Raw genomic sequence first — 17,808 nt, 5'->3', positions numbered from 1 at the left:
CCCGCCATGGCCGTCGTCCTCGCCAACTCCCTGCGCTTCCACGTCCAGCGGCTCCCGGCCGCCGACGGAGCCGACGCCCCGGACCGCCCCGTCGTGGTCTTCCTGCACGGGCTGGTCGTCGACAACCTCTCCTCCTTCTACTGCCCCCTGGCCGTGCCCGTGGCCCGGGCCGGGCACGAGGCCGTCCTCTACGACCTGCGCGGCCACGGCCGTACCGAGCGCCCGGCCTCCGGCTACGACGGCCGCACCGCCGTACGGGACCTCTTCGCCCTGCTCGGCGCGCTGGGCCTCGGGCAGCGCCCGGTCCACCTGGTCGGCAACAGCTACGGCGGGACCCTCGCCCTGCACGCCGCCCTGGCCCGGCCCGACCTCGTCGCCGGGCTCACCCTCCTCGAACCCCCGCTCGGCGGGGCGTGGGTGGAGAACATGGTGGACACCCTGTCGGCGGCCGCGCTCAGCCTGGAGGACAGCCCGGTACCCGCCGAGCTGCTCACCCTGCGCCTGCGCAAGGCCGCCAACCTCACGGCCATCGCCGACGCCCTCCTCAACCGCACCACGCTCATCGACGACATCGCCGCGAGCCGCACCTTCACCCCGGCCGACTACGCCCGGCTGCGCTGCCCGGTCCTGACCGTCTGCGGCGAGCACTCCGAACTGGTCCCGGGCGCGCGGGAGCTGGCCCGCCACGCCCCGAAGGGCGCGCTGCGGATCCTGCCGGGTCTGGGACACGACGTGCTCAAGGAGAGCAGCGGGGTGCTGCGGGAGTCCGTGCTGGCCCATCTCGACGCGACGGCCGCGAAGACTCCGGCGAACCCGTCCGCCACGACGGCAGCGGCAGCAGCGGTACGGCCGCGGGCGGGAGCGCTGGTCCGGTGAAGGTGCTGTTCACCGTGCCCCCGCTGGCGGGGCACGTCAATCCGACCGTCGCCGTCGGGGCCGAACTGGCGGCCCGGGGACACGAGATCGCCTGGACGGGGCCGGCCTCCGCGCTGGCCCGCCTGCTGCCCGCGCAGGCACGGATCCTGCCGGCCGGCGAGGAGGCGGGCGGCGGGTACGCGGCGCTGCACGAGCGCTGGCGCGATCTGCGCGGGGTGGGGGCGCTGCGGTTCCTGTGGGAGGAGGCGCTGGTGCCGCTGGCCCGGGCGATGGCGCCGGGGGTGGAACGGGCCGTCCGGGCGTTCGGGCCGGACGTGATGGTCGCCGACCAGCAGGCCCTGGCCGGGCCGCTGGTCGCCCGGCGGCTCGGGGTCCCGTGGGCGACCTCCGCCAGCACCTCGGCCGAACTGACCCGGCCCTTCTCGGACTTCGCGAAGGTCGGGGAGTGGGTTGCCGGGCAGATCTCCGGACTGCTCGCGGAGTTCGGTGACGCGGCGCGGGAGCCCGGGGGCTGGGACCCGCGTTTCTCGGAGCGGCTGGTCCTGGTCTTCTCCACTCCCGAACTCGTCGGAACTGCCGGGGAGTTCCCGGCACACCACGCCTACGTCGGACCGGCCTTCGGGGCCCGGCCGGTCCCGCCCGGGTTCCCCTGGCAGCGGCTGGACCCGGCGCGGCGGCGGGTGCTGGTGTCCCTGGGCACCCTGAACCAGGAGGCCGGTGCCCGCTTCTACGGCGCGGTGCTGGGCGCCGCCGAACGGCTCGCCGATGACGTCCAGTTCGTGCTGGCGGCGCCCTCCGCGCTGATCGGGCCGGTGCCCGGCCACGTACTGCTCCAGGAGAGCGTCCCGCAGCTGGAACTGCTGCCGCACCTGGACGCGGTGGTCTGCCACGCCGGCCACAACACCGTCTGCGAGGCCCTGGCGCACGGGCTGCCGCTGGTGGTCGCCCCGATCCGGGACGACCAGCCGATCGTGGCCCGGCAGGTGGTCGAGGCCGGAGCCGGAATCCGGGTGCGCTTCGGCAGGACCCGGGCCGAGGAACTGCGCGACGCGCTCACGGCCGTGCTGGACGATCCCGGCCCCCGCCGGGCCGCCCGGCGGATCCAGGCCTCATTCGCCGCGGCGGGCGGGGCTGCCGCCGCGGCCGACCGGTTGGAGAAACTGCTATGACGCCACCCCCGCTCTCCCGGGTCCGGTGGACCTCCGCGGTGTTACTGGCCGCACTCGCCGCGGGCACCGTACGCGCCGGGCGCCGGCTGCGGGCGATCCCGGTGCTGTCCGTGACCCCGCTCGCGGCGGCCGGCGTACCGCGGCCGGCCGGCTGGCGGCTGCTCACCGCCCGCGGCGTCGAGCCCGACGCGGCCACCTTCCTCGCCGCCTGCGCGCACGCCGAAGGGGAAGGGCTGCGGGTGCTGGACCTGCTGCCCGCCGACCTGGCCGCCGAGCGGGCGCTGGGGCTGCTGCGGCTGGTCGATCCGGCCCGGTACCGGTGGGACCGGCTCGGCGAGGGGCGCGGGGCCGGGTTCGCCGTGCTCGTCGCCGAGGAAGTGCTGGCGCGGGCCGGGGCGGATCCGGTCGGGCCGCGCCCGGAACCGGCGGAACTCCTCGCGCTGACCCGCCGGTTGAAGGAGTACGCCGCCGATGCGACGGGCCTGGCCATCGCTCCCGGCCTGAGCTGTGGAGCACCCGACGAGCCCCGGGGACCGGCGCGGGTCGCCGAGCTGCGGGCCCAGGGGCTGCCGCCGGGGGCACTGGCCGCCGCGCAGCTCGGCGGGCTGGCGCTGCTGGCGGGCGTCGCGCTGCGCCAGGGCCGGTGGGGCGCAGCCGCGGCCGGACTGTACTGGCTCCAGCCGTACCTCGCCCTGGGCGGGCCGGGCTCCCCGCTGCGGCCCGCCGATCTGGCCCGGGCCACCGCGGCCCGGCCGCTGCGCTCCCTCGGCGCCGCCCTGCGTACGGCCGCGGCGGCCGGCCGGGGCGGAACCGGCGAGGACCGCGCGCGGGACGCCACGCGGGCCGCCGCCTACCGGGCCGAACTGACCTCCGGTGTCGCACACTTCCTCGAACCGCGCCGCCCGGACTGCCCGTGGTGCGGCTCCGGCAGGCTCGCCGTCCGGGTCCGGGTGCCCGATCTGCTCCAGGGCAAGCCGGGCCTCTTCACCCTGGAGCAGTGCGGGGAGTGCGGGCACGTCTTCCAGAACCCCCGGCTGACCCTTGAGGGCCTGGAATTCTACTACCGCGACTTCTACGATGGGCGCGGCGGCGAGGGCGCGGGCACGGTCTTCGGAAGGCTGGGCGCCGCCTACCGGGGGCGCGCCGAGATGCTCCTGCCGCACGCCGACCCGCTTTCCTGGCTCGACGTGGGCACCGGGCACGGCCACTTCTGCAACGCGGCGCGGGCCGTCTGGCCGCGGACCCGGTTCGACGGGCTCGACATGGGAGACGGGGTCCGCGAGGCGGAGCGCCGCGGCTGGGTGGAGACCGGATACCAGGGGCAGTTCCCGGAGTTCGCATCGAAGCTGGCGGGCCAGTACGAGGTGGTCAGCATGTACCACTACCTGGAACACACCCGGGATCCGCTCGCCGAACTGGACGCGGCGGCCGCCGTCCTGGCCCCCGGCGGCTTCCTGACCATCGAGCTGCCCGACCCGGAATCACGGATGGCCCGGCTGCTCGGCCCGGTGTGGCTGCCCTGGTTCCAGCCCCAGCACCAGCACCTGGTGCCCGCCGCGAACCTGCGCGAGGCACTGGCCGACCGGGGGTTCACCGTCCTCGCCGAGGAGCACGGACCGGCCCACCAGGGCAACGACTTCTTCGGCGCGGTGGCGCTCACGGCGACGCGGCTGGCCCCGGACCCGGACCGCCCGTGGGGTCCCCCGGCCACGGCCCGCGCCCGGGCCCTCGCCCACGCCGTTCGGCTGGCCGCCCTGCCGGCCTTCGCGGGCGCGGCGGTGCTCGACGCCCTGCGCACGGCGTCGGCCCACCGCACGGACGGCGGCAACGCCTACCGGATGCTGGCCCGCAAGGACATCGCGTGAAGGGCGCGGAAGCCTCCGGGGCACCCTCCACCGCAGACGATCCGGACACCGGGCGGGCCGCCGACCGGGCCGGAGGGGAACCGGTCGGCCTCGCCGGCGGCGGACTGGCCCGGCGGGCCACCGCCGATCCGCTGTTCCGGCTCGTCGCCTACGCGCTGGAGGCCGCGCACGGGCGGCCCCCCGCCGCCGTGTGGAGCGCGCCGTACGCCTTCCACCTGGGCTCCCCCGGGCTGGTCGCGGCGGCCGGCTGGCCGACGGCCGCCGCCGCGGCCCCGCGCACCGACGGCCTGGTGCGGCTCAGCTCCCTCGCCCACCCCGCGGACAGCTGCGATCTGCCGCTGACGCTGTCCGGGCCGCCGCCCACCGCACCCGACTGGGCCGTGCGGCCGTACACCGTGCTGCGGGCGCTGGCCCGTGCCGGCCACGGCCGCGGCGGGACGGACCTGCACGTGCAGGGTTCGCTCACGGGGGCCGCCGGCCTGGCCACGGCGGAGCCCGCCGAGTGCGCGGTGGCACTGGCGGTGGCCGACGTGCACGCGGCGGCGGGTGAGCGGCCGGACCGCGCGGACCTGGCCCGGCTGCTGGCCGGTGCGCTGCCGGACGGGGACGACGGGCTGCGCAGGGCGGTGCTCTTCGCCCGGCCCGGCCGGGCCCTGCTGGTGGCTCCGGAACCCCGGCGGCGGCAGCGGTACGTGCCCTTCGACCCTGCGGCCTCGGGCGCCCGGCTGGTGCTGGTCGCCGTCCGGGGCGAGGCCGAGGACCGGTCGCGTGAGCTGGCGCGGGCGGTGTCCTGCGCCCGGCGGGCCGGTGCGCTGAGCGCCTGGCAGCCCGGGCCGCGGCCGGGGCGGAGCGTGCTGGTGCTGCTGCCCGAGGCACGACTGACGGCGGTGCGGGCCGCGGTCGCGGAGGACTTCCGCGGCCGGGGACGGCCCGTACCGCGCTTCCTGAACATCGCCGCGGCCGGTGCGGCGCGGCGCGAGGAATGACACCGGGTCGCCGGACCCACGACAGGGAGGAAACACCATGCCCATCCCCTCGCCATCACCCTCGCCCAGGGCCGAGATGAGACGCCGGGCCCGCTGGTCGGCGCTCGTGGCCGGGCTCGGCGCGCTCGGCCTGCTGGGCGCGTTCACCGTGGCCAACTCGCAGGCCGCGGAGAGCGGTCCGTCCGGTGCGGCGGTGGCCGCGGCCGCGCTGCCGACGTACGACCACGTGGTGGTCGTCGTGTACGAGAACAAGCAGTACGGGGAGATCATCGGCAGCGCGAACGCCCCGTACGTCAACCAGCTGGCGAACGGCGGCGCGAGCCTGACCGGCATGAAGGCGCTGACCCACCCCAGCCAGCCGAACTACTTCAACCTCTTCTCCGGTGCCACCCAGGGCATCACGGGCGACGGCTGCTACACCCCGCAGTCGATGACGGCGCCGAACCTCGGCCAGGAGCTGATCGCCGCGGGCAAGACCTTCGCGACGTACAACGAGGACCTGCCGAGCGAGGGGTCCACGGCCTGCACGAACGGCCAGTACGCGCAGAAGCACAACCCGTGGTTCGCCTTCAAGAACGTGCCGCTGAACACCGGCAAGACGTGGGCGCAGTTCCCGCAGAACAACTTCGCGGCGCTGCCGAACCTCTCCTTCGTGGTCCCCAACCAGTGCAACGACATGCACTCGTGCTCCGTGAACACGGGAGACACCTGGACGAGGAACAACATCGACGCCTACGCCCAGTGGGCGAAGGCCAACAACAGCCTGCTGGTGCTCACCTGGGACGAGGACAACTACCTCGGCTCGAACCAGATCGCCACCGTCTTCTACGGCGCGAAGGTCAAGACGGGCAAGTACGCCACTGCCTTCAACCACCACCACCTGCTGCGGACCTTCGAGGACCTCTTCGGCACGGCGACGCACGCCGGAAACGCGGCCAACGTCCAGCCGATCAGCGAGGTGTTCGACACCTCGACGGAGCCCACCCCGACCCCCACGCCCACTCCCACCCCGACGCCCACCCCGACACCGACACCCACGCCGACCCCCACCCCCACTCCGGGTGATCTGAAGCTGGCCAACCCCGGCCCGCAGACCTGCAAGTTCAACCAGTCCTGCACCATCCAGCTCACCGCCACCGGCGGCAAGCCCGCCTACCGGTACGCGGCCACCGGCCTGCCCTGGGGCCTGAGCGTCGACGCCGGCTCGGGACGCCTCTCCGGCAAGCCCTGGGGCAGCGGCACGGTCCAGATCACGGCGACCGCCACCGACACCACCGGCACCACCGTCACCGCCGCGTTCCCGCTCACCGTCAACTGGTTCTAGCCGCTCCGAGGAGGCATCCGTGTACCTGTCGACCAGCCGGGCCGCGGACATCGCCGGGGACACCCCGGCCCCGAAGGGCCCCCTGCGTGCCGTCCCCGGCACGGTGTTCGCGCTCGGACTGGTCAGCCTGGTCACGGACGTCTCCGCGGAGATGGTCACTGCGGTCCTGCCGCTGTACCTGATGGCCGGACTGGGCATGTCCCCGCTGGCGTTCGGCGCCCTGGACGGGCTTCACCAGGGCGCCACCGCGCTGCTTCGCCTCGCGGGCGGCCGGATCGCCGACCGCACCCACCGGCGCAAGCTCGTCGCGGGCACGGGCTACGCGCTCTCCGCCGTGTGCAAGGCCGCCCTGCTCGCCGTCACCACCCCCTGGTCGGTCGCCGCGGTGCTGGCCGCCGACCGGACCGGCAAGGGCCTGCGCACCGCCCCGCGCGACGCGCTGATCTCGCTGTCCGTGCCGCCGCAGGAGCAGGGCCGCGCCTTCGGGGTACACCGCGCGCTGGACACGGCGGGCGCGCTGCTGGGGCCGCTGGCCGCGTTCGGGGTGCTGTGGGTGGCGGTGGACGGGTACGAGGCCGTGTTCACCGTGAGCTGCTGCATCGCCGTGCTGGGCGTGGTGCTGCTCGCGCTCTTCGTACGGGAGGCCCCCGCACCCGTCCCCGCCCCTGTCCCTGTCCCCGCATCGGCGGCACCCCGGACCCCGCCGTCCCCCGTACGCACCCTGCTACGGCTCTCCGGCCTGCGGCGGCTGTGCCTGACGGCCGCCGTGCTCGGCCTGTTCACCGTCGGCGACGCCTTCCTCTACCTGCTGCTCCAGCGCCGGCTCGACCTGTCGGCCGCGTACTTCCCGCTGCTGCCCGTGGGCACGGCGGCCGTGTTCCTGCTGGCCGCCCTGCCCGTGGGCCGGCTCGCCGACCGGCTGGGGCGCCGCCGGGTCTTCCTCGGCGGGCACGCGCTGCTGCTCGGCGCCTGCCTGCTGCTCCTGGCCCCGGTACCGGCCGGGGCGCCGCTGGCCGCGGGCGTGCTCGCCCTGCTCGGCCTGTTCTACGCGGCCACCGACGGGGTGCTGATGGCCGCGGCCGGGCCGCTGCTCCCGGCCGAGCTGCGCACCACCGGGCTCGCGGCGCTCCAAACCGCGCAGGCGCTGGCCCGGTTCGCGGGTTCCCTGCTCTTCGGGGCGGCCTGGACCCTGTGGGGGCCGGGCCAGGCGCTGGGCCTGGCGGCGGGCGGGCTGCTGCTGACCCTGGCGGCGGTCGCCGTGTCCGGCGGGACACGGGCGGGGCGGTCGTCGTAGGGTCGGGCCATGCCGGAAACACAGCGGACTCTCGAAGGCAGGGTGGCCCTCGTGGCCGGGGCGACGCGGGGCGCGGGCCGCGGCATCGCGGTCCAACTGGGCGCACAGGGCGCGACGGTGTACGTGTCCGGGCGGAGCACCGCCGGCCGCCGCTCGGAGTACGACCGCCCCGAGACGATCGAGGAGACCGCCGAGCTGGTCACGGCCGCGGGCGGCCGGGGCATCGCGGTGGTCGCCGACCACCTGGTGCCGGCCGAGGTGGAGGCGCTGGTGCGGCGGATCGACACCGAGCAGGGCCGGCTCGACGTGCTGGTCAACGACGTCTGGGGCGGGGAGCGGCTCTTCGAGTGGGAGAGTACGGTGTGGGAGCACGACCTGGACAACGGGCTGCGGCTGATGCGGCTGGCGGTGGAGACCCACGCCATCACCAGCCATTTCGCGCTGCCGCTGATGCTGCGCGAACCCGGCGGCCTGGTGGTGGAGATGACGGACGGCACGGCCGAGTACAACGCGAGCCGCTACCGCGTCTCCTTCTTCTACGACATCGCCAAGTCCTCGGTCCTGCGCATGGCGTTCGCGCTGGGGCACGAGCTGGGGCCGCGCGGGGTCACGGCGGTGGCACTGACCCCGGGCTGGCTGCGCTCGGAGATGATGCTCGACAACTTCGGGGTGACGGAGGAGAACTGGCGGGACGCGCTGGCCAAGGTCCCGCACTTCGCCATCTCCGAGACCCCGTCGTACGTCGGCCGGGCGGTCGCGGCGCTCGCCGCGGACCCGGAGGTGGCCCGCTGGAACGGACAGTCCCTCTCGAGCGGGCAGCTCGCGGGCGTCTACGGCTTCACCGACCTCGACGGCAGCCGCCCGGACGCCTGGCGCTACATGGTCGAGGTCCAGGACCCGGACCGCCCGGCGGACACCACCGGCTACCGCTAGGCAGTGCCGGTCCCCGGGCCGGCATGGCGCCGGGGCACACTGCCCCGCGGCCCACTGTGGCGCTCGTGCACATGGGATGTCCGGCGCTGCGTCTCTAGCGTTCCGGCCATGACGAGCCAATTTCACGCGACTCCCGGATCCTTCGCCCACGGTGCCGGCGGCGTGGACCTCTCGGGGCGCACCGCCCTGGTGACCGGGGGCGCCAGCGGTATCGGCCGGGCCTGTGCGCAGGCGCTGGCAGAGGCCGGGGCCCTGGTGCACGTGGCGGACCTCGATGCCGACGCGGCCGGGGCCGTGGCGACTGCCGTCGGCGGCCGTGCGCACACCGTGGACCTCGCCGACGCGCAGGCGGTGCATGCGCTGCCGGACGAGGTCGACATCCTGGTCAACAGCGCCGGGCTGCAGCACGTCGCGCCCATCGAGCGCTTCCCGCCGGCCCGGTTCGAGCTGATCCAGAAGGTGATGGTCACCGCACCGTTCCTGCTGATCCGGCAGTGCCTGCCGCACATGTACGCGGCCGGCTGGGGCCGGGTGGTGAACATCTCCAGCGTGCACGGCCTGCGGGCCAGCCCCTTCAAGTCCGCCTACGTCGCCGCCAAGCACGGCCTGGAGGGGCTGAGCAAGGTCACCGCCCTCGAGGGCGCGCCGCACGGGGTGACCAGCAACTGCATCAACCCCGGCTACGTACGCACCCCTCTGGTCGAGCACCAGATCACCTCGCAGGCCGCCGCCCACGGCATCGCCCCCGAGGACGTCGTCACGGACGTACTGCTGGAACGCGCCGCGATCAAGCGGCTGATCGAGCCGGAAGAGGTGGCCGCGGTGGCGGTGTGGCTCTGCGGGCCGCTCACGGGCTACATCACCGGCGCCTCGCTCCCCGTCGACGGCGGCTGGGGCGCGCACTGACCCTTCGGGGGCGGGGAGCGCGGAGGCCTTCGACCGTGCCTTCCCCGGATTCCACGGCGAGGACCACGGGGCGACCGTGGATGCGGAGAACGGTGATCATCTGATCGAATGCGTCCGAAGGAAGTGACGGAGCGACAAGAGGAGAGTCCGGAACCATGAGCACGCCGCACGCGGAGACCCGGCCCGTCGTACCGAGAGCGTTCGGCGCGGCCCTCACCGGTGCGGTTCTGGCCTACGGCGCCGTGCTCTTCTTCACCTGGGTCGAGCATCACGACGCCCGGGCGTGCGAGGCGACGGAAGGCCTCTGCTGGACCTGGTGGGACTGGGCGGCCGTTCCCGTCACCCTGACGGCCGCCCTCACAGTCCTGATGATCGTCTACGGGCGGCTGGGCATCGGCCCCCGGCTCGCCGTCGTCCTGCCGACGGTCGTGCTCGGGGTGTTCCCCCTCGCCGCCGCACAGACGACCGCCGGCTGGTGGGCTGCCGCCCTCGCGGGTGGAGCGTGGTCGTGCACACTCGCGCTGGCCGCGTGGGACCGCTACCGGATCCCGGGCCTCTCGGCCGCGGCCGCCCTTCTCCTCGCCTCCCTCGTCGTGCTGTACCGCTGACCCGGCCGCCCACACCCGTGTGGGGGGTGGCTTGCACCGGGGCGAGGGTGATCGTGGTGACCGGCCACATATGCCGGTGACCGAGCTCCGGCTGCGTATGCTCCCAGTGCCGGGCTGCCGCCCCTTCCTGCGTGTCACCCTGCCAGCAGCAGCGCGCCCACCACGGCGATCACCTCCCCACCGGCGCCAGCGCCTCCAACGGCACAGGGCCCGGGCGATCCACCGTCATCTGCGGCGCCGCGGAATCCGGGCAGTGATCCCGCAGCCCGCCGACCAGGCCGCCAACCGCAAACGGCTGGGCAGCCGCGGCGGCAGGCCGGACAAAGTCACATACCTCCTCTCAGGACTGTCAGTCCAGGTGGAACACCTCCGTCAGCGGTGCCATCGCCTGGTCGGCCGGCGCGCCGTCCAGGTACTGGAAGTAGCGGGCCATCTCGGCCTGCCAGCGGGCGTTGACCTCGGTGGCGGACATCGCCTCGCGGGCGCGATCGAAGTCCTCGGTCTCCAGGTAGCCGACGAGCAGGCCGTCCGGGCGCAGGAACAGGGAGTAGTTGGTCCAGCCGGTGGCCCGGAGGGCATCGAGCATCTCCGGCCACACCTGGGCGTGGCGCTCGCGGTACTCGTCGGCGAGTTCGGCCTTCACCTGGAGCAGGAAGCAGACCCGGTGCTTCGTCATGAGACACCGATCCCCGCCAACTGCATGTAGTACACGCCGAACTGGTCGGCGGTGAGCGTGGTGCCGGTGACCTTCACGTACCGGGCGGTGGTGGCGGCGAAGGCGAAGGAGAGGCCGCCGGCTCCGGGGCGCGGGTACGAGCTCCTCGACACCACGGTGGTCCAGTTCGTGCCGTCGGCCGAGAGCTGGACGGTGAAGGCCGACGGGAAGCCGCGCCCGGTGTTCGGGATGTCGTCGCGGGGGTACAGAGTGACCTGGCTGATCCGTGACGGGCCGCCGAGGTCCACCCGCGCCCACTGCGTGGTGTTCGGAGAGCCGGCCCCGGCGCTGCTCCAGCCCGAGGAGTTCCACAGGTCGGTGTGATGGGTCCCGTTGGTGAGGTTGGCGGTCAGCCAGCCCTCGTTGGGGTACTCGACCGAGCTGGAGGTGGTCGCCGTGCGGCCCGGTGCCAGATCTCCGCCGACAGCCTCGATCTCCGCGAACTGCATGTGGAAATTACCGAACTGATCTGTGCTCAGGTTGGTCCCCGTCACCTTCACGTAGCGCGCATTGACCGTCGCGAACGGGAAGGTCTGCGCCGTGGCGCCGGGCCTCGCGTACCCGGTCCGGGTGCTGACCGTGGTCCAGTTCGTACCGTCGGTGGAGGTCTGGATGGTGAAGTCGACCGGGAAGCCCTGACCGGCATTGGCCCCGTCGCTGCGCGGGTAGAGGTCCACCCGGCTCACGGGCCGGGTCGAGCCCAGGTCCAGCCGCACCCACTCGGTGTGGTTGGTGGCGATACTGCCGGAGCTGCTCCACCCCGCAGCGTTCGGCGCCGACGGCCGCTGCCCGTCGACCGCCGAGCGGATACCCCAGCCGTCGGCCTCGTACGAGCTGGAGGCGGTGACGGCGGCACTCTCGGCCGGGGCGAGAGAGGTCGGCATGACCCGGGCGTTCCAGAACTTCGCGCTGGCGCCGCCGGTGACCAGACCCACGTCGCCTGCGGTGAACGCCGCGTCGGTCACGGTCAGCACCGGCGCCTGCCCGGTCCCGGAGTACACCGTCAGTGCGTTCCCGCGCGCCACTACGCGCAGGCGGGTGCGCTGCCCCGACACGTAGCCGGGCACGGACGCCGAGCCGATCCTTGTGCCGCTGCGGTAGACGAACACCTGGCCGTTGTCCCGCTGGGCGATCAGGTAGCCGGAGTCCAGGTCCGTGCCGTTGGCCGAACGCACCATCAGACCAGCCCAGTTGGTGCTTCCGCCGGACGAGCTCACTCCGGTGATCTGCAGGTCCACGCCGACCGAGACGTCGGTGTAGCCCCGGCCGCGCAGGTAGGAGACGTCCCCCCAGTTCGCCGACGCGTCGGACTGCGCGTACTGGGCGCCATTGGTCGACCAGGTCCCCCGGGTGTGGGTCCAGAAGTGGTCGCCGCCGCTGAAGTCGTCCGTGAACGGCAGCGCCAGGTCACCGGCCGCCGCACTCAGTTCGTCGAGGAGCTGCTTGTGCCGGCCCTCGACGTTCCACCCGGAGGGGTCGTACGCCGACGGGTTGGTGATCAACGTCTCGGCCAGGGTGCGTGCCGCCTGCGGCTTGACCGCGGCCAGCTGCTGCAGCAGTTCGAAGTCCTGCAGGCCCGCGGTCTGGGCTTCGCTGCGGAGGCTGCCGTAGATGCCGTAGGCGGCCTTGTTCGGATAGACCAGCCAGTTGTCGCCGGTCTGCGGGGTGTTGAAGGTGTCGGCGGCCGGGTACGGCTCGCTGAAGCCGTCGTGCCAGTAGTTCCAGCCCCAGTGCAGGTAGCCTTCGCCGCCGATCTTCCAGGTCAGCCAGGGGAGGAGCCTGGTCCCGCTGAGGTGGTTGCTGGTGAAGCGGTTCATGTACGAGCCCTGCGGGAGGATGCAGCTGTACAGCCACAGGTCCTTCCCGCTGATCCGGTAGCTCTGATAGAGCGCGACGTTCGCGTCGTAGTTCGACGAGAGCGGGGTCTGCGTCGACAGGTGAGCCGCGTTCCCGGTGAAGGTGGTCAGCTGCGCCTCGTTGGTCCGCGGGTTCGGGAAGTACTTCTCGTAGAGGGTGTAGAGCCAGTTGGCGGCCGTGGCCTGCTGCGTGGTGGTGGGCTCGTCCAGGGCGCTCATGTAGAAGTTGTTCGTCCAGCCCTTGGCATCCAGGTGCGCCTTCAGCGCCGGGAACAACTGGTTCAACCAGTCGTTGGTGTCCGGGCAGCCGTTGGCCGGAGCGGAGTTGGGCCGGCAGAGCACGTGCTTGACCGCGCCGCTGACGCCGTTGACCGGCACCAGGGTGTCGAGGTTCGGATCGATGGCGGGCGGCTCCAGCAGGGTCGGGGTGTAGAGGTACTGCATGGCCCCGGCGCTGACGAAGAGGTTCACGAACCGGTCGAAGGTGGACCAACCGAAGGTGAAGCGGCCCGCGGCGTCGACGGTGGTGTCCGGGATCAGCAGGGCCACCGCGTCGGCGTAGATCACGTTGTTCCGGTGCCGCGCCATGTTCGCCGCGATGTTGGCCTCGACCTTCCACCAGTTGGCGTCGTACATCTGCACGCCGTACGCGTTCGGGATCGACGCCTCGGTGCCCGCGTAGTCCCAGCCCGCCGAGGAGAACCAGTTGTTCATCTTGAACGTGGACTGCGAGGTCGGCGGGATCGTGGCGCTGTACACGGTCACCGACACCGGAACCGTGACGGCGCCCAGGCTGCTGTTCACCGTGGCGCTGCCGATGTAGGCGCCCGGCACCTGACCGGCCGGCACGTGGACCTGGTAGTAGGCGGCGTACGTGGTGTTCGCCGGCACCGACTGCGGAGTGTTGTCCATCAGCGCGTCGTAGTAGGCGGTCCCACCGTCGGGCGGGTTCTGGACGTTGCCGACCTTCTGGATGTTCGGGTGGTTGTACTCGTAGCGCGTGGTGATGTTCGCGGCGGGAATGACCGCGCCGCCGGGGCCGGTCAGTGCCCCGGCGGTGACGGACACCCCGGTCTGCGCCGAACCGGACCGCACCAGGATCTGCGCCGCCTCGTAGGCGTTGCGGGCCGCGTACAGCTCGATCCCGGTCGGCGCCCAGCCCGGCGGGGTGGTCGAGGTGAAGGGCCTGTCGGTGGCGTCCAGGATCCACACGGTCGGCCCGCCGGCTGCGCCGGCTTGAGACGCGGCGAGGACGGACAGCGGCACTGCATACAGTGACAGTGCCAGGCACATCAGGAGACGCAGGGATCTGCGGCGACGCGTGCGCATGGAAACCCTCCGAACTCTGAGAAATGACTCCGAAAGCCGAACAGGCCTTTTCTCTAAACCTGTTCGGGCCGCCCACAATTGTTTTGCGGCGCGACTTTCGGTCGACGCGGGGCCTCGCTGTTCGGAGTCCTGGTGACGGCGTGCGGGCAGCTCACAGCGATGACAGCGAAGTCGGGGATGACACGAAGGGCGGCCGCTGGTCGCGCGATCGCATCGGGGATATGCGCACCCGGCCACCTGGCGGCCAGCACGTTGCCCTTCGGTAAATGGAGTATTTCCAGAATTGCGATCCACAACCATGCACGCTTGAGCAATATTTGACTGAGCGTCACAGTCTGGTCTGGTCGGCGGGGGGTGACACCGCGTCCATGCCGTGCAGCTCCGGTCAGGCGAGCCCCACACGGGCGGCGGCGGCGTCCCACGCGCGGATGTCTCCGGCGGGCTCGTAGCGCCGCAGGCGCCGGGTGCGGGCGACCAGGCGACGCATGGCGCCGCGGTCCTCGACCAGGCCGTGGGTGCGGGCCTGGACGAGGATGTTGCCGATGGCGGTGGCCTCGGCGGGGCCGGCGATGACGGGCAGGCCGGTGGCGTCGGCGGTGAGGCGGCACAGCAGGGCGTTGCGGCTGCCGCCGCCGACGAGGTGCACGGCGCGGATCGAGCGGCCGCTCAATTGAACGGCCTGGAACAGGGTGTGACGGTGCGCCAGGGCCAGGCTCTCCAGGATGCAGCGGACGACGGCGCCCTGATCCTCGGGCAGGTGCTGGCCGGTGCGGGCGCAGTGCTCGGCGAGACGGGCCGGCAGGTCGCCGGGGGCGAGGAACTCGGGGGCGCCGGGGTCGACGAGCGCCGTGAACGGGCGTGCGGCGGCGGCGCGTTCGAGCAGTTCGGGCAGGTGGTGCCCCTCGCCACGGGCGCGCCAGGTGCGCTGGCTCTCGCTGAGCAGCCACAGGCCCATGACGTTGCGCAGGTAACGGACGGTGCCGTCGATACCGAGTTCGTTGGTGAAGTTGGCGGCGCGGGAGGCGTCGGTGAGGACGGGCGCGTCGAGTTCGAGGCCGACGAGCGACCAGGTGCCGCAGGAGATGTAGGCGAAGTCCTCGGTGCCGGCGGGGACGGCGGCGACCGCGGAGGCGGTGTCGTGGGAGGCGACCGCGACCACGGGGGTATCGGGGCGCAGGCCGGTGGCGGCGGCGACGTGCGAAAGCACGGCGCCGGCGTGGTCGCCGGGGCGGCGCAGTGCGGGCAGGAGGGCCGGGTCCAGGTTGAGGGCGGCGAGGACCGGGGCGGACCAGGCGCCGGTGCGGGCGTCGTACAGGCCCGTGGTGGAGGCGTTGGTGACCTCGGCGCCGACGGTGCCGGTGAGCCAGTGGGTGATCAGGTCGGGCAGCAGGAGCAGGGTGCGGGCGCGGTCGAGGTGCCTCTCGGCGGCGAGCTGGAAGATCGTGTTGAACGGCAGGTGCTGAAGGCCGGTGATCCGGTACAGCTCACGGGCCGGGAGGCGGGACCAGACGGCCTGGACGGCGGCGGCGCCGCGCGGGTCGCGGTAGTGGAACGGGTTGCCGAGGAGCGCGCCGTCGGCGTCGAGGAGCCCGTAGTCGACGGCCCAGCTGTCGATGCCGACGGAGGCGAGGTCCCAGCGCGCGGCGGCCTCGCGGAAGCCGTCCAGGACGCCTTGGTACAGGCCGAGGGCGTTCCAGTGCAACCCGTCCGGGAGTTGGACGGGAGTGTTGTCGAAGCGGTGGGTCTCGGTGAGGTCGAGGCGGTCACGGCCGACCCGGCCGACGAGCACCCGTCCGCTGGTGGCGCCGAGGTCCGCCGCAGCGAAGGCGGCCGGGGTGTGTGGGGTGCGGGGCGTCACGGCCGCCTCATCGCAGGAAGGCCGCGGCGACGCCGGCGTCGACGGGGATGTGAAGGCCGGTGGTGTGGGTGAGGTCGCCACCGGTGAGGGCGAAGACGGCGGCGGCGACGTGCTCGGGCAGCACCTCGCGCTTGAGGAGGGTGCGCTGGGCGTAGAACGCGCCGAGCTGCTCCTCCGCGATGCCGTAGGTGGCGGCGCGCTGGGCGCCCCAGCCGCCGGCGAAGATGCCCGAGCCGCGGACCACGCCGTCCGGGTTGACGCCGTTGACGCGGATTCCGTGTTCGCCCAACTCGGCGGCGAGCAGACGAACTTGGTGGGCCTGGTCGGCCTTGGTGGCGGAGTACGCGATGTTGTTGGGGCCGGCGAAGACCGCGTTCTTCGAGGCGATGTAGACGAGGTCGCCGCCCAGGCCCTGCCGGATCATGGTGCGGGCGGCCTCCCGGGAGACGAGGAAGGAGCCGCGGGCCATGATGGCGTGCTGCCGGTCCCAGTCATCGGCGGTGGTCTCCAGCAGTGGCTTGGAGATGGAGATGCCCGCGTTGTTGACCACCAGGTCGACACCGCCGAAGGCGAGGACCGCGGTGCGGAACGCCTCGGCGATCTGCTCCTCGGAGGTGACGTCGACGGTGACGGCCACGGCCCGGTCCGGGCCGCCGAGTTCGCCGGCGACGGCCCGGGCGGTTGCGGTGTTGACGTCGGCGACGACGACGCAGGCGCCCTCGGCGGCCAGGCGGTGCGCGATGGCCTTGCCGATGCCGGAACCGGCGCCGGTGACCAGGGCGACGCGGGTGTCCAGCGGTTTGGGCGCGGACATCCGCCGCCGCTTCGCCTCTTCCAGTGCCCAGTACTCGATGGCGAACTTCTCGCGCTCCTCGATCGGGGCGTAGCCGGAGACCGCCTCCGCGCCGCGCATCACGTTGATCGCATTGAGGTAGAACTCGCCGGCCACGCGGGCGGTCTGCTTGTCCCTGCCAAAGGAGAACATGCCGACGCCCGGGACCAGGACGATCGCCGGGTCGGCGCCGCGCATGGGGGGCGAGTCCGCGGTGGCGTACCGCTCGTAGTAGGCCCGGTAGCCGACCCGATAGTCGGTGTGCAGCTCCCGCAGGCGGGCGATCGTCTCGTCCAGGGGCGCGGTGGCGGGCAGGTCGAGGACCAGCGGGGCGACCTTGGTGCGCAGGAAGTGGTCGGGGCAGGAGGTGCCGAGGGCGGCCAGGCGGGGATGCTCGGCGCGGGCGAGGAAGTCCAACACGGGCGCGGCGTCGGTGAAGTGGCCGACCTGCGGGAGGTCGGTGGAGGCCAGACCGCGGATGACGGGGGCGAGCGAGGCGGCGCGCCGGCGGCGTTCTGCCTCTGGCAGGGCTCGGTAGCCGTCAAGCTGCGGGCCGAACGGCTCGGCCTTGCCGTGGCGGGCCAGGAAGGCCTCGGCCGTGCGGATGATGTGCAGGGCGTTGGCCTCGCACTCCTCGCTGGTGGCGCCCCAGGCGGTGATGCCGTGACCGCCGAGGACGCAGCCGACGGCCTGCGGGTGGGTCCGCTTGATCTCGGCTATGTCCAGGCCGAGTTGGAAGCCGGGACGGCGCCAGGGCACCCACGGAACGGCGTCGCCGAAGCAGGCGGCGGTAAGCCTTTCGCCGTCGGCGGCGGTGGCGAGCGCGATGCCGGAGTCGGGGTGCAGGTGGTCGACGTGCGCGGCGTCGACCAGACCGTGCATGGCGGTGTCGATGGACGGAGCCGCGCCGCCATTGCCGTGCAGGCAGTACTCGAACGCGGCGACCATCTCGTCCTCCCGTTCCACGCCCGGGTAGGTGTCGGCGAGGGCGCGCAGGCGGTCCAGCCGCAGCACGGCCAGGCCCGCCTCGGCGAGGGTGCCGAGGTTGCCGCCGGAGCCCTTCACCCACATCAGTTCGACTGGCTGCCCGGTGACGGGGTCGGTGGCTGCGCCCTTGGCAGAGGTGTTGCCGCCGGCGTAGTTGGTGTTGCGCGGATCCGATCCGAGCCGGTGGGAGCGGGCGAGGAGGGCGGCGACGACGGGGTGCTGGGCCATGGCGGGAGCAGCTTCCTTGTCCGGTGGCGGTGGCGCTCTCGT

At 73.3% G+C, this 17,808-nt stretch carries 13 protein-coding genes; 9 read left to right on the top strand and 4 right to left on the bottom strand.

The features are described 5' to 3' along the window. Positions 1-6 precede the first annotated feature (6 nt). The 9 genes from OG472_RS35655 (at position 7) to OG472_RS35615 (ending at position 9,961) form a co-directional block, all read left to right on the top strand. Entirely contained in the window at positions 7-876 is an 870-nt protein-coding gene (locus OG472_RS35655) for an alpha/beta fold hydrolase (RefSeq protein ID WP_405942437.1), read from the top strand. A 2-nt stretch (positions 877-878) separates the two neighbouring features. Then, positions 879-2,045 (top strand): glycosyltransferase, encoded by a 1,167-nt coding sequence (locus tag OG472_RS35650; RefSeq protein ID WP_405943231.1) that lies wholly within the window; start codon positions 879-881, stop codon positions 2,043-2,045. Continuing rightward, the gene (locus OG472_RS35645; protein ID WP_405942436.1) at positions 2,042-3,910 is read left to right on the top strand and encodes a methyltransferase domain-containing protein; all 1,869 of its coding nucleotides are present in this window, start codon (positions 2,042-2,044) and stop codon (positions 3,908-3,910) included. The genes OG472_RS35650 and OG472_RS35645 overlap by 4 nt, the downstream gene beginning before the upstream one ends. Then, positions 3,907-4,896, top strand: coding sequence for a galactokinase (locus tag OG472_RS35640; protein WP_405942435.1), 990 nt, complete (start codon positions 3,907-3,909; stop codon positions 4,894-4,896). The genes OG472_RS35645 and OG472_RS35640 overlap by 4 nt, the downstream gene beginning before the upstream one ends. A gap of 37 nt (positions 4,897-4,933) precedes the next feature. After that, positions 4,934-6,220, top strand: a complete 1,287-nt coding sequence (locus tag OG472_RS35635; RefSeq protein WP_405942434.1) for an alkaline phosphatase family protein — start codon at positions 4,934-4,936, stop codon at positions 6,218-6,220. A 19-nt stretch (positions 6,221-6,239) separates the two neighbouring features. After that, on the top strand, positions 6,240-7,514 hold the full coding sequence (locus OG472_RS35630) for an MFS transporter (RefSeq protein ID WP_405833006.1): 1,275 nt from the start codon (positions 6,240-6,242) through the stop codon (positions 7,512-7,514). A gap of 9 nt (positions 7,515-7,523) precedes the next feature. Beyond that, positions 7,524-8,447, top strand: a complete 924-nt coding sequence (locus tag OG472_RS35625; RefSeq protein WP_401605310.1) for an SDR family oxidoreductase — start codon at positions 7,524-7,526, stop codon at positions 8,445-8,447. A gap of 108 nt (positions 8,448-8,555) precedes the next feature. Further along, entirely contained in the window at positions 8,556-9,353 is a 798-nt protein-coding gene (locus OG472_RS35620) for a 3-hydroxybutyrate dehydrogenase (protein ID WP_405942433.1), read from the top strand. A 155-nt stretch (positions 9,354-9,508) separates the two neighbouring features. Next, entirely contained in the window at positions 9,509-9,961 is a 453-nt protein-coding gene (locus tag OG472_RS35615; protein ID WP_405942432.1) for a hypothetical protein, read from the top strand. 349 nt (positions 9,962-10,310) lie between these two features. Here the strand turns inward: OG472_RS35615 and OG472_RS35610 are convergent, their stop codons facing one another. The 4 genes from OG472_RS35610 to OG472_RS35595 all read right to left on the bottom strand — a co-directional run bounded on the left by OG472_RS35610 (position 10,311) and on the right by OG472_RS35595 (position 17,766). Beyond that, positions 10,311-10,637: an L-rhamnose mutarotase gene (locus OG472_RS35610; protein ID WP_405942431.1), complete on the bottom strand. Its 327-nt coding sequence runs from the start codon at positions 10,635-10,637 to the stop codon at positions 10,311-10,313. Then, positions 10,634-13,798, bottom strand: a complete 3,165-nt coding sequence (locus tag OG472_RS35605) for a discoidin domain-containing protein (RefSeq protein ID WP_405942430.1) — start codon at positions 13,796-13,798, stop codon at positions 10,634-10,636. The genes OG472_RS35610 and OG472_RS35605 overlap by 4 nt, the downstream gene beginning before the upstream one ends. Before the next feature lie 448 nt (positions 13,799-14,246). Further along, a complete protein-coding gene (locus tag OG472_RS35600; protein WP_405942429.1) occupies positions 14,247-15,719 on the bottom strand; it encodes a rhamnulokinase family protein in 1,473 nt (490 codons plus the stop codon). A gap of 7 nt (positions 15,720-15,726) precedes the next feature. Continuing rightward, complete coding sequence (locus OG472_RS35595; protein ID WP_405942428.1) at positions 15,727-17,766, bottom strand: bifunctional aldolase/short-chain dehydrogenase; 2,040 nt, start codon at positions 17,764-17,766, stop codon at positions 15,727-15,729. Between the last annotated feature and the right edge of the window lie 42 nt (positions 17,767-17,808).

Source organism: Streptomyces sp. NBC_00207 (genome assembly GCF_045160965.1).
In the GTDB taxonomy this organism is placed as follows: Bacteria; Actinomycetota; Actinomycetes; order Streptomycetales; family Streptomycetaceae; genus Streptomyces.
This window is presented reverse-complemented; position numbering and strand designations above follow the sequence as displayed.

Excerpts from the sequence above, each read along its gene's own strand:
- OG472_RS35655 (WP_405942437.1), top strand. The coding sequence starts at position 7 with ATGGCCGTCGTCCTCGCCAACTCCCTGCGCTTCCACGTCCAGCGGCTC.
- OG472_RS35645 (WP_405942436.1), top strand. The coding sequence starts at position 2,042 with ATGACGCCACCCCCGCTCTCCCGGGTCCGGTGGACCTCCGCGGTGTTA.
- OG472_RS35635 (WP_405942434.1), top strand. The coding sequence starts at position 4,934 with ATGCCCATCCCCTCGCCATCACCCTCGCCCAGGGCCGAGATGAGACGC.
- OG472_RS35625 (WP_401605310.1), top strand. The coding sequence starts at position 7,524 with ATGCCGGAAACACAGCGGACTCTCGAAGGCAGGGTGGCCCTCGTGGCC.
- OG472_RS35620 (WP_405942433.1), top strand. The coding sequence starts at position 8,556 with ATGACGAGCCAATTTCACGCGACTCCCGGATCCTTCGCCCACGGTGCC.
- OG472_RS35615 (WP_405942432.1), top strand. The coding sequence starts at position 9,509 with ATGAGCACGCCGCACGCGGAGACCCGGCCCGTCGTACCGAGAGCGTTC.
- OG472_RS35610 (WP_405942431.1), bottom strand. The coding sequence starts at position 10,637 with ATGACGAAGCACCGGGTCTGCTTCCTGCTCCAGGTGAAGGCCGAACTC.
- OG472_RS35595 (WP_405942428.1), bottom strand. The coding sequence starts at position 17,766 with ATGGCCCAGCACCCCGTCGTCGCCGCCCTCCTCGCCCGCTCCCACCGG.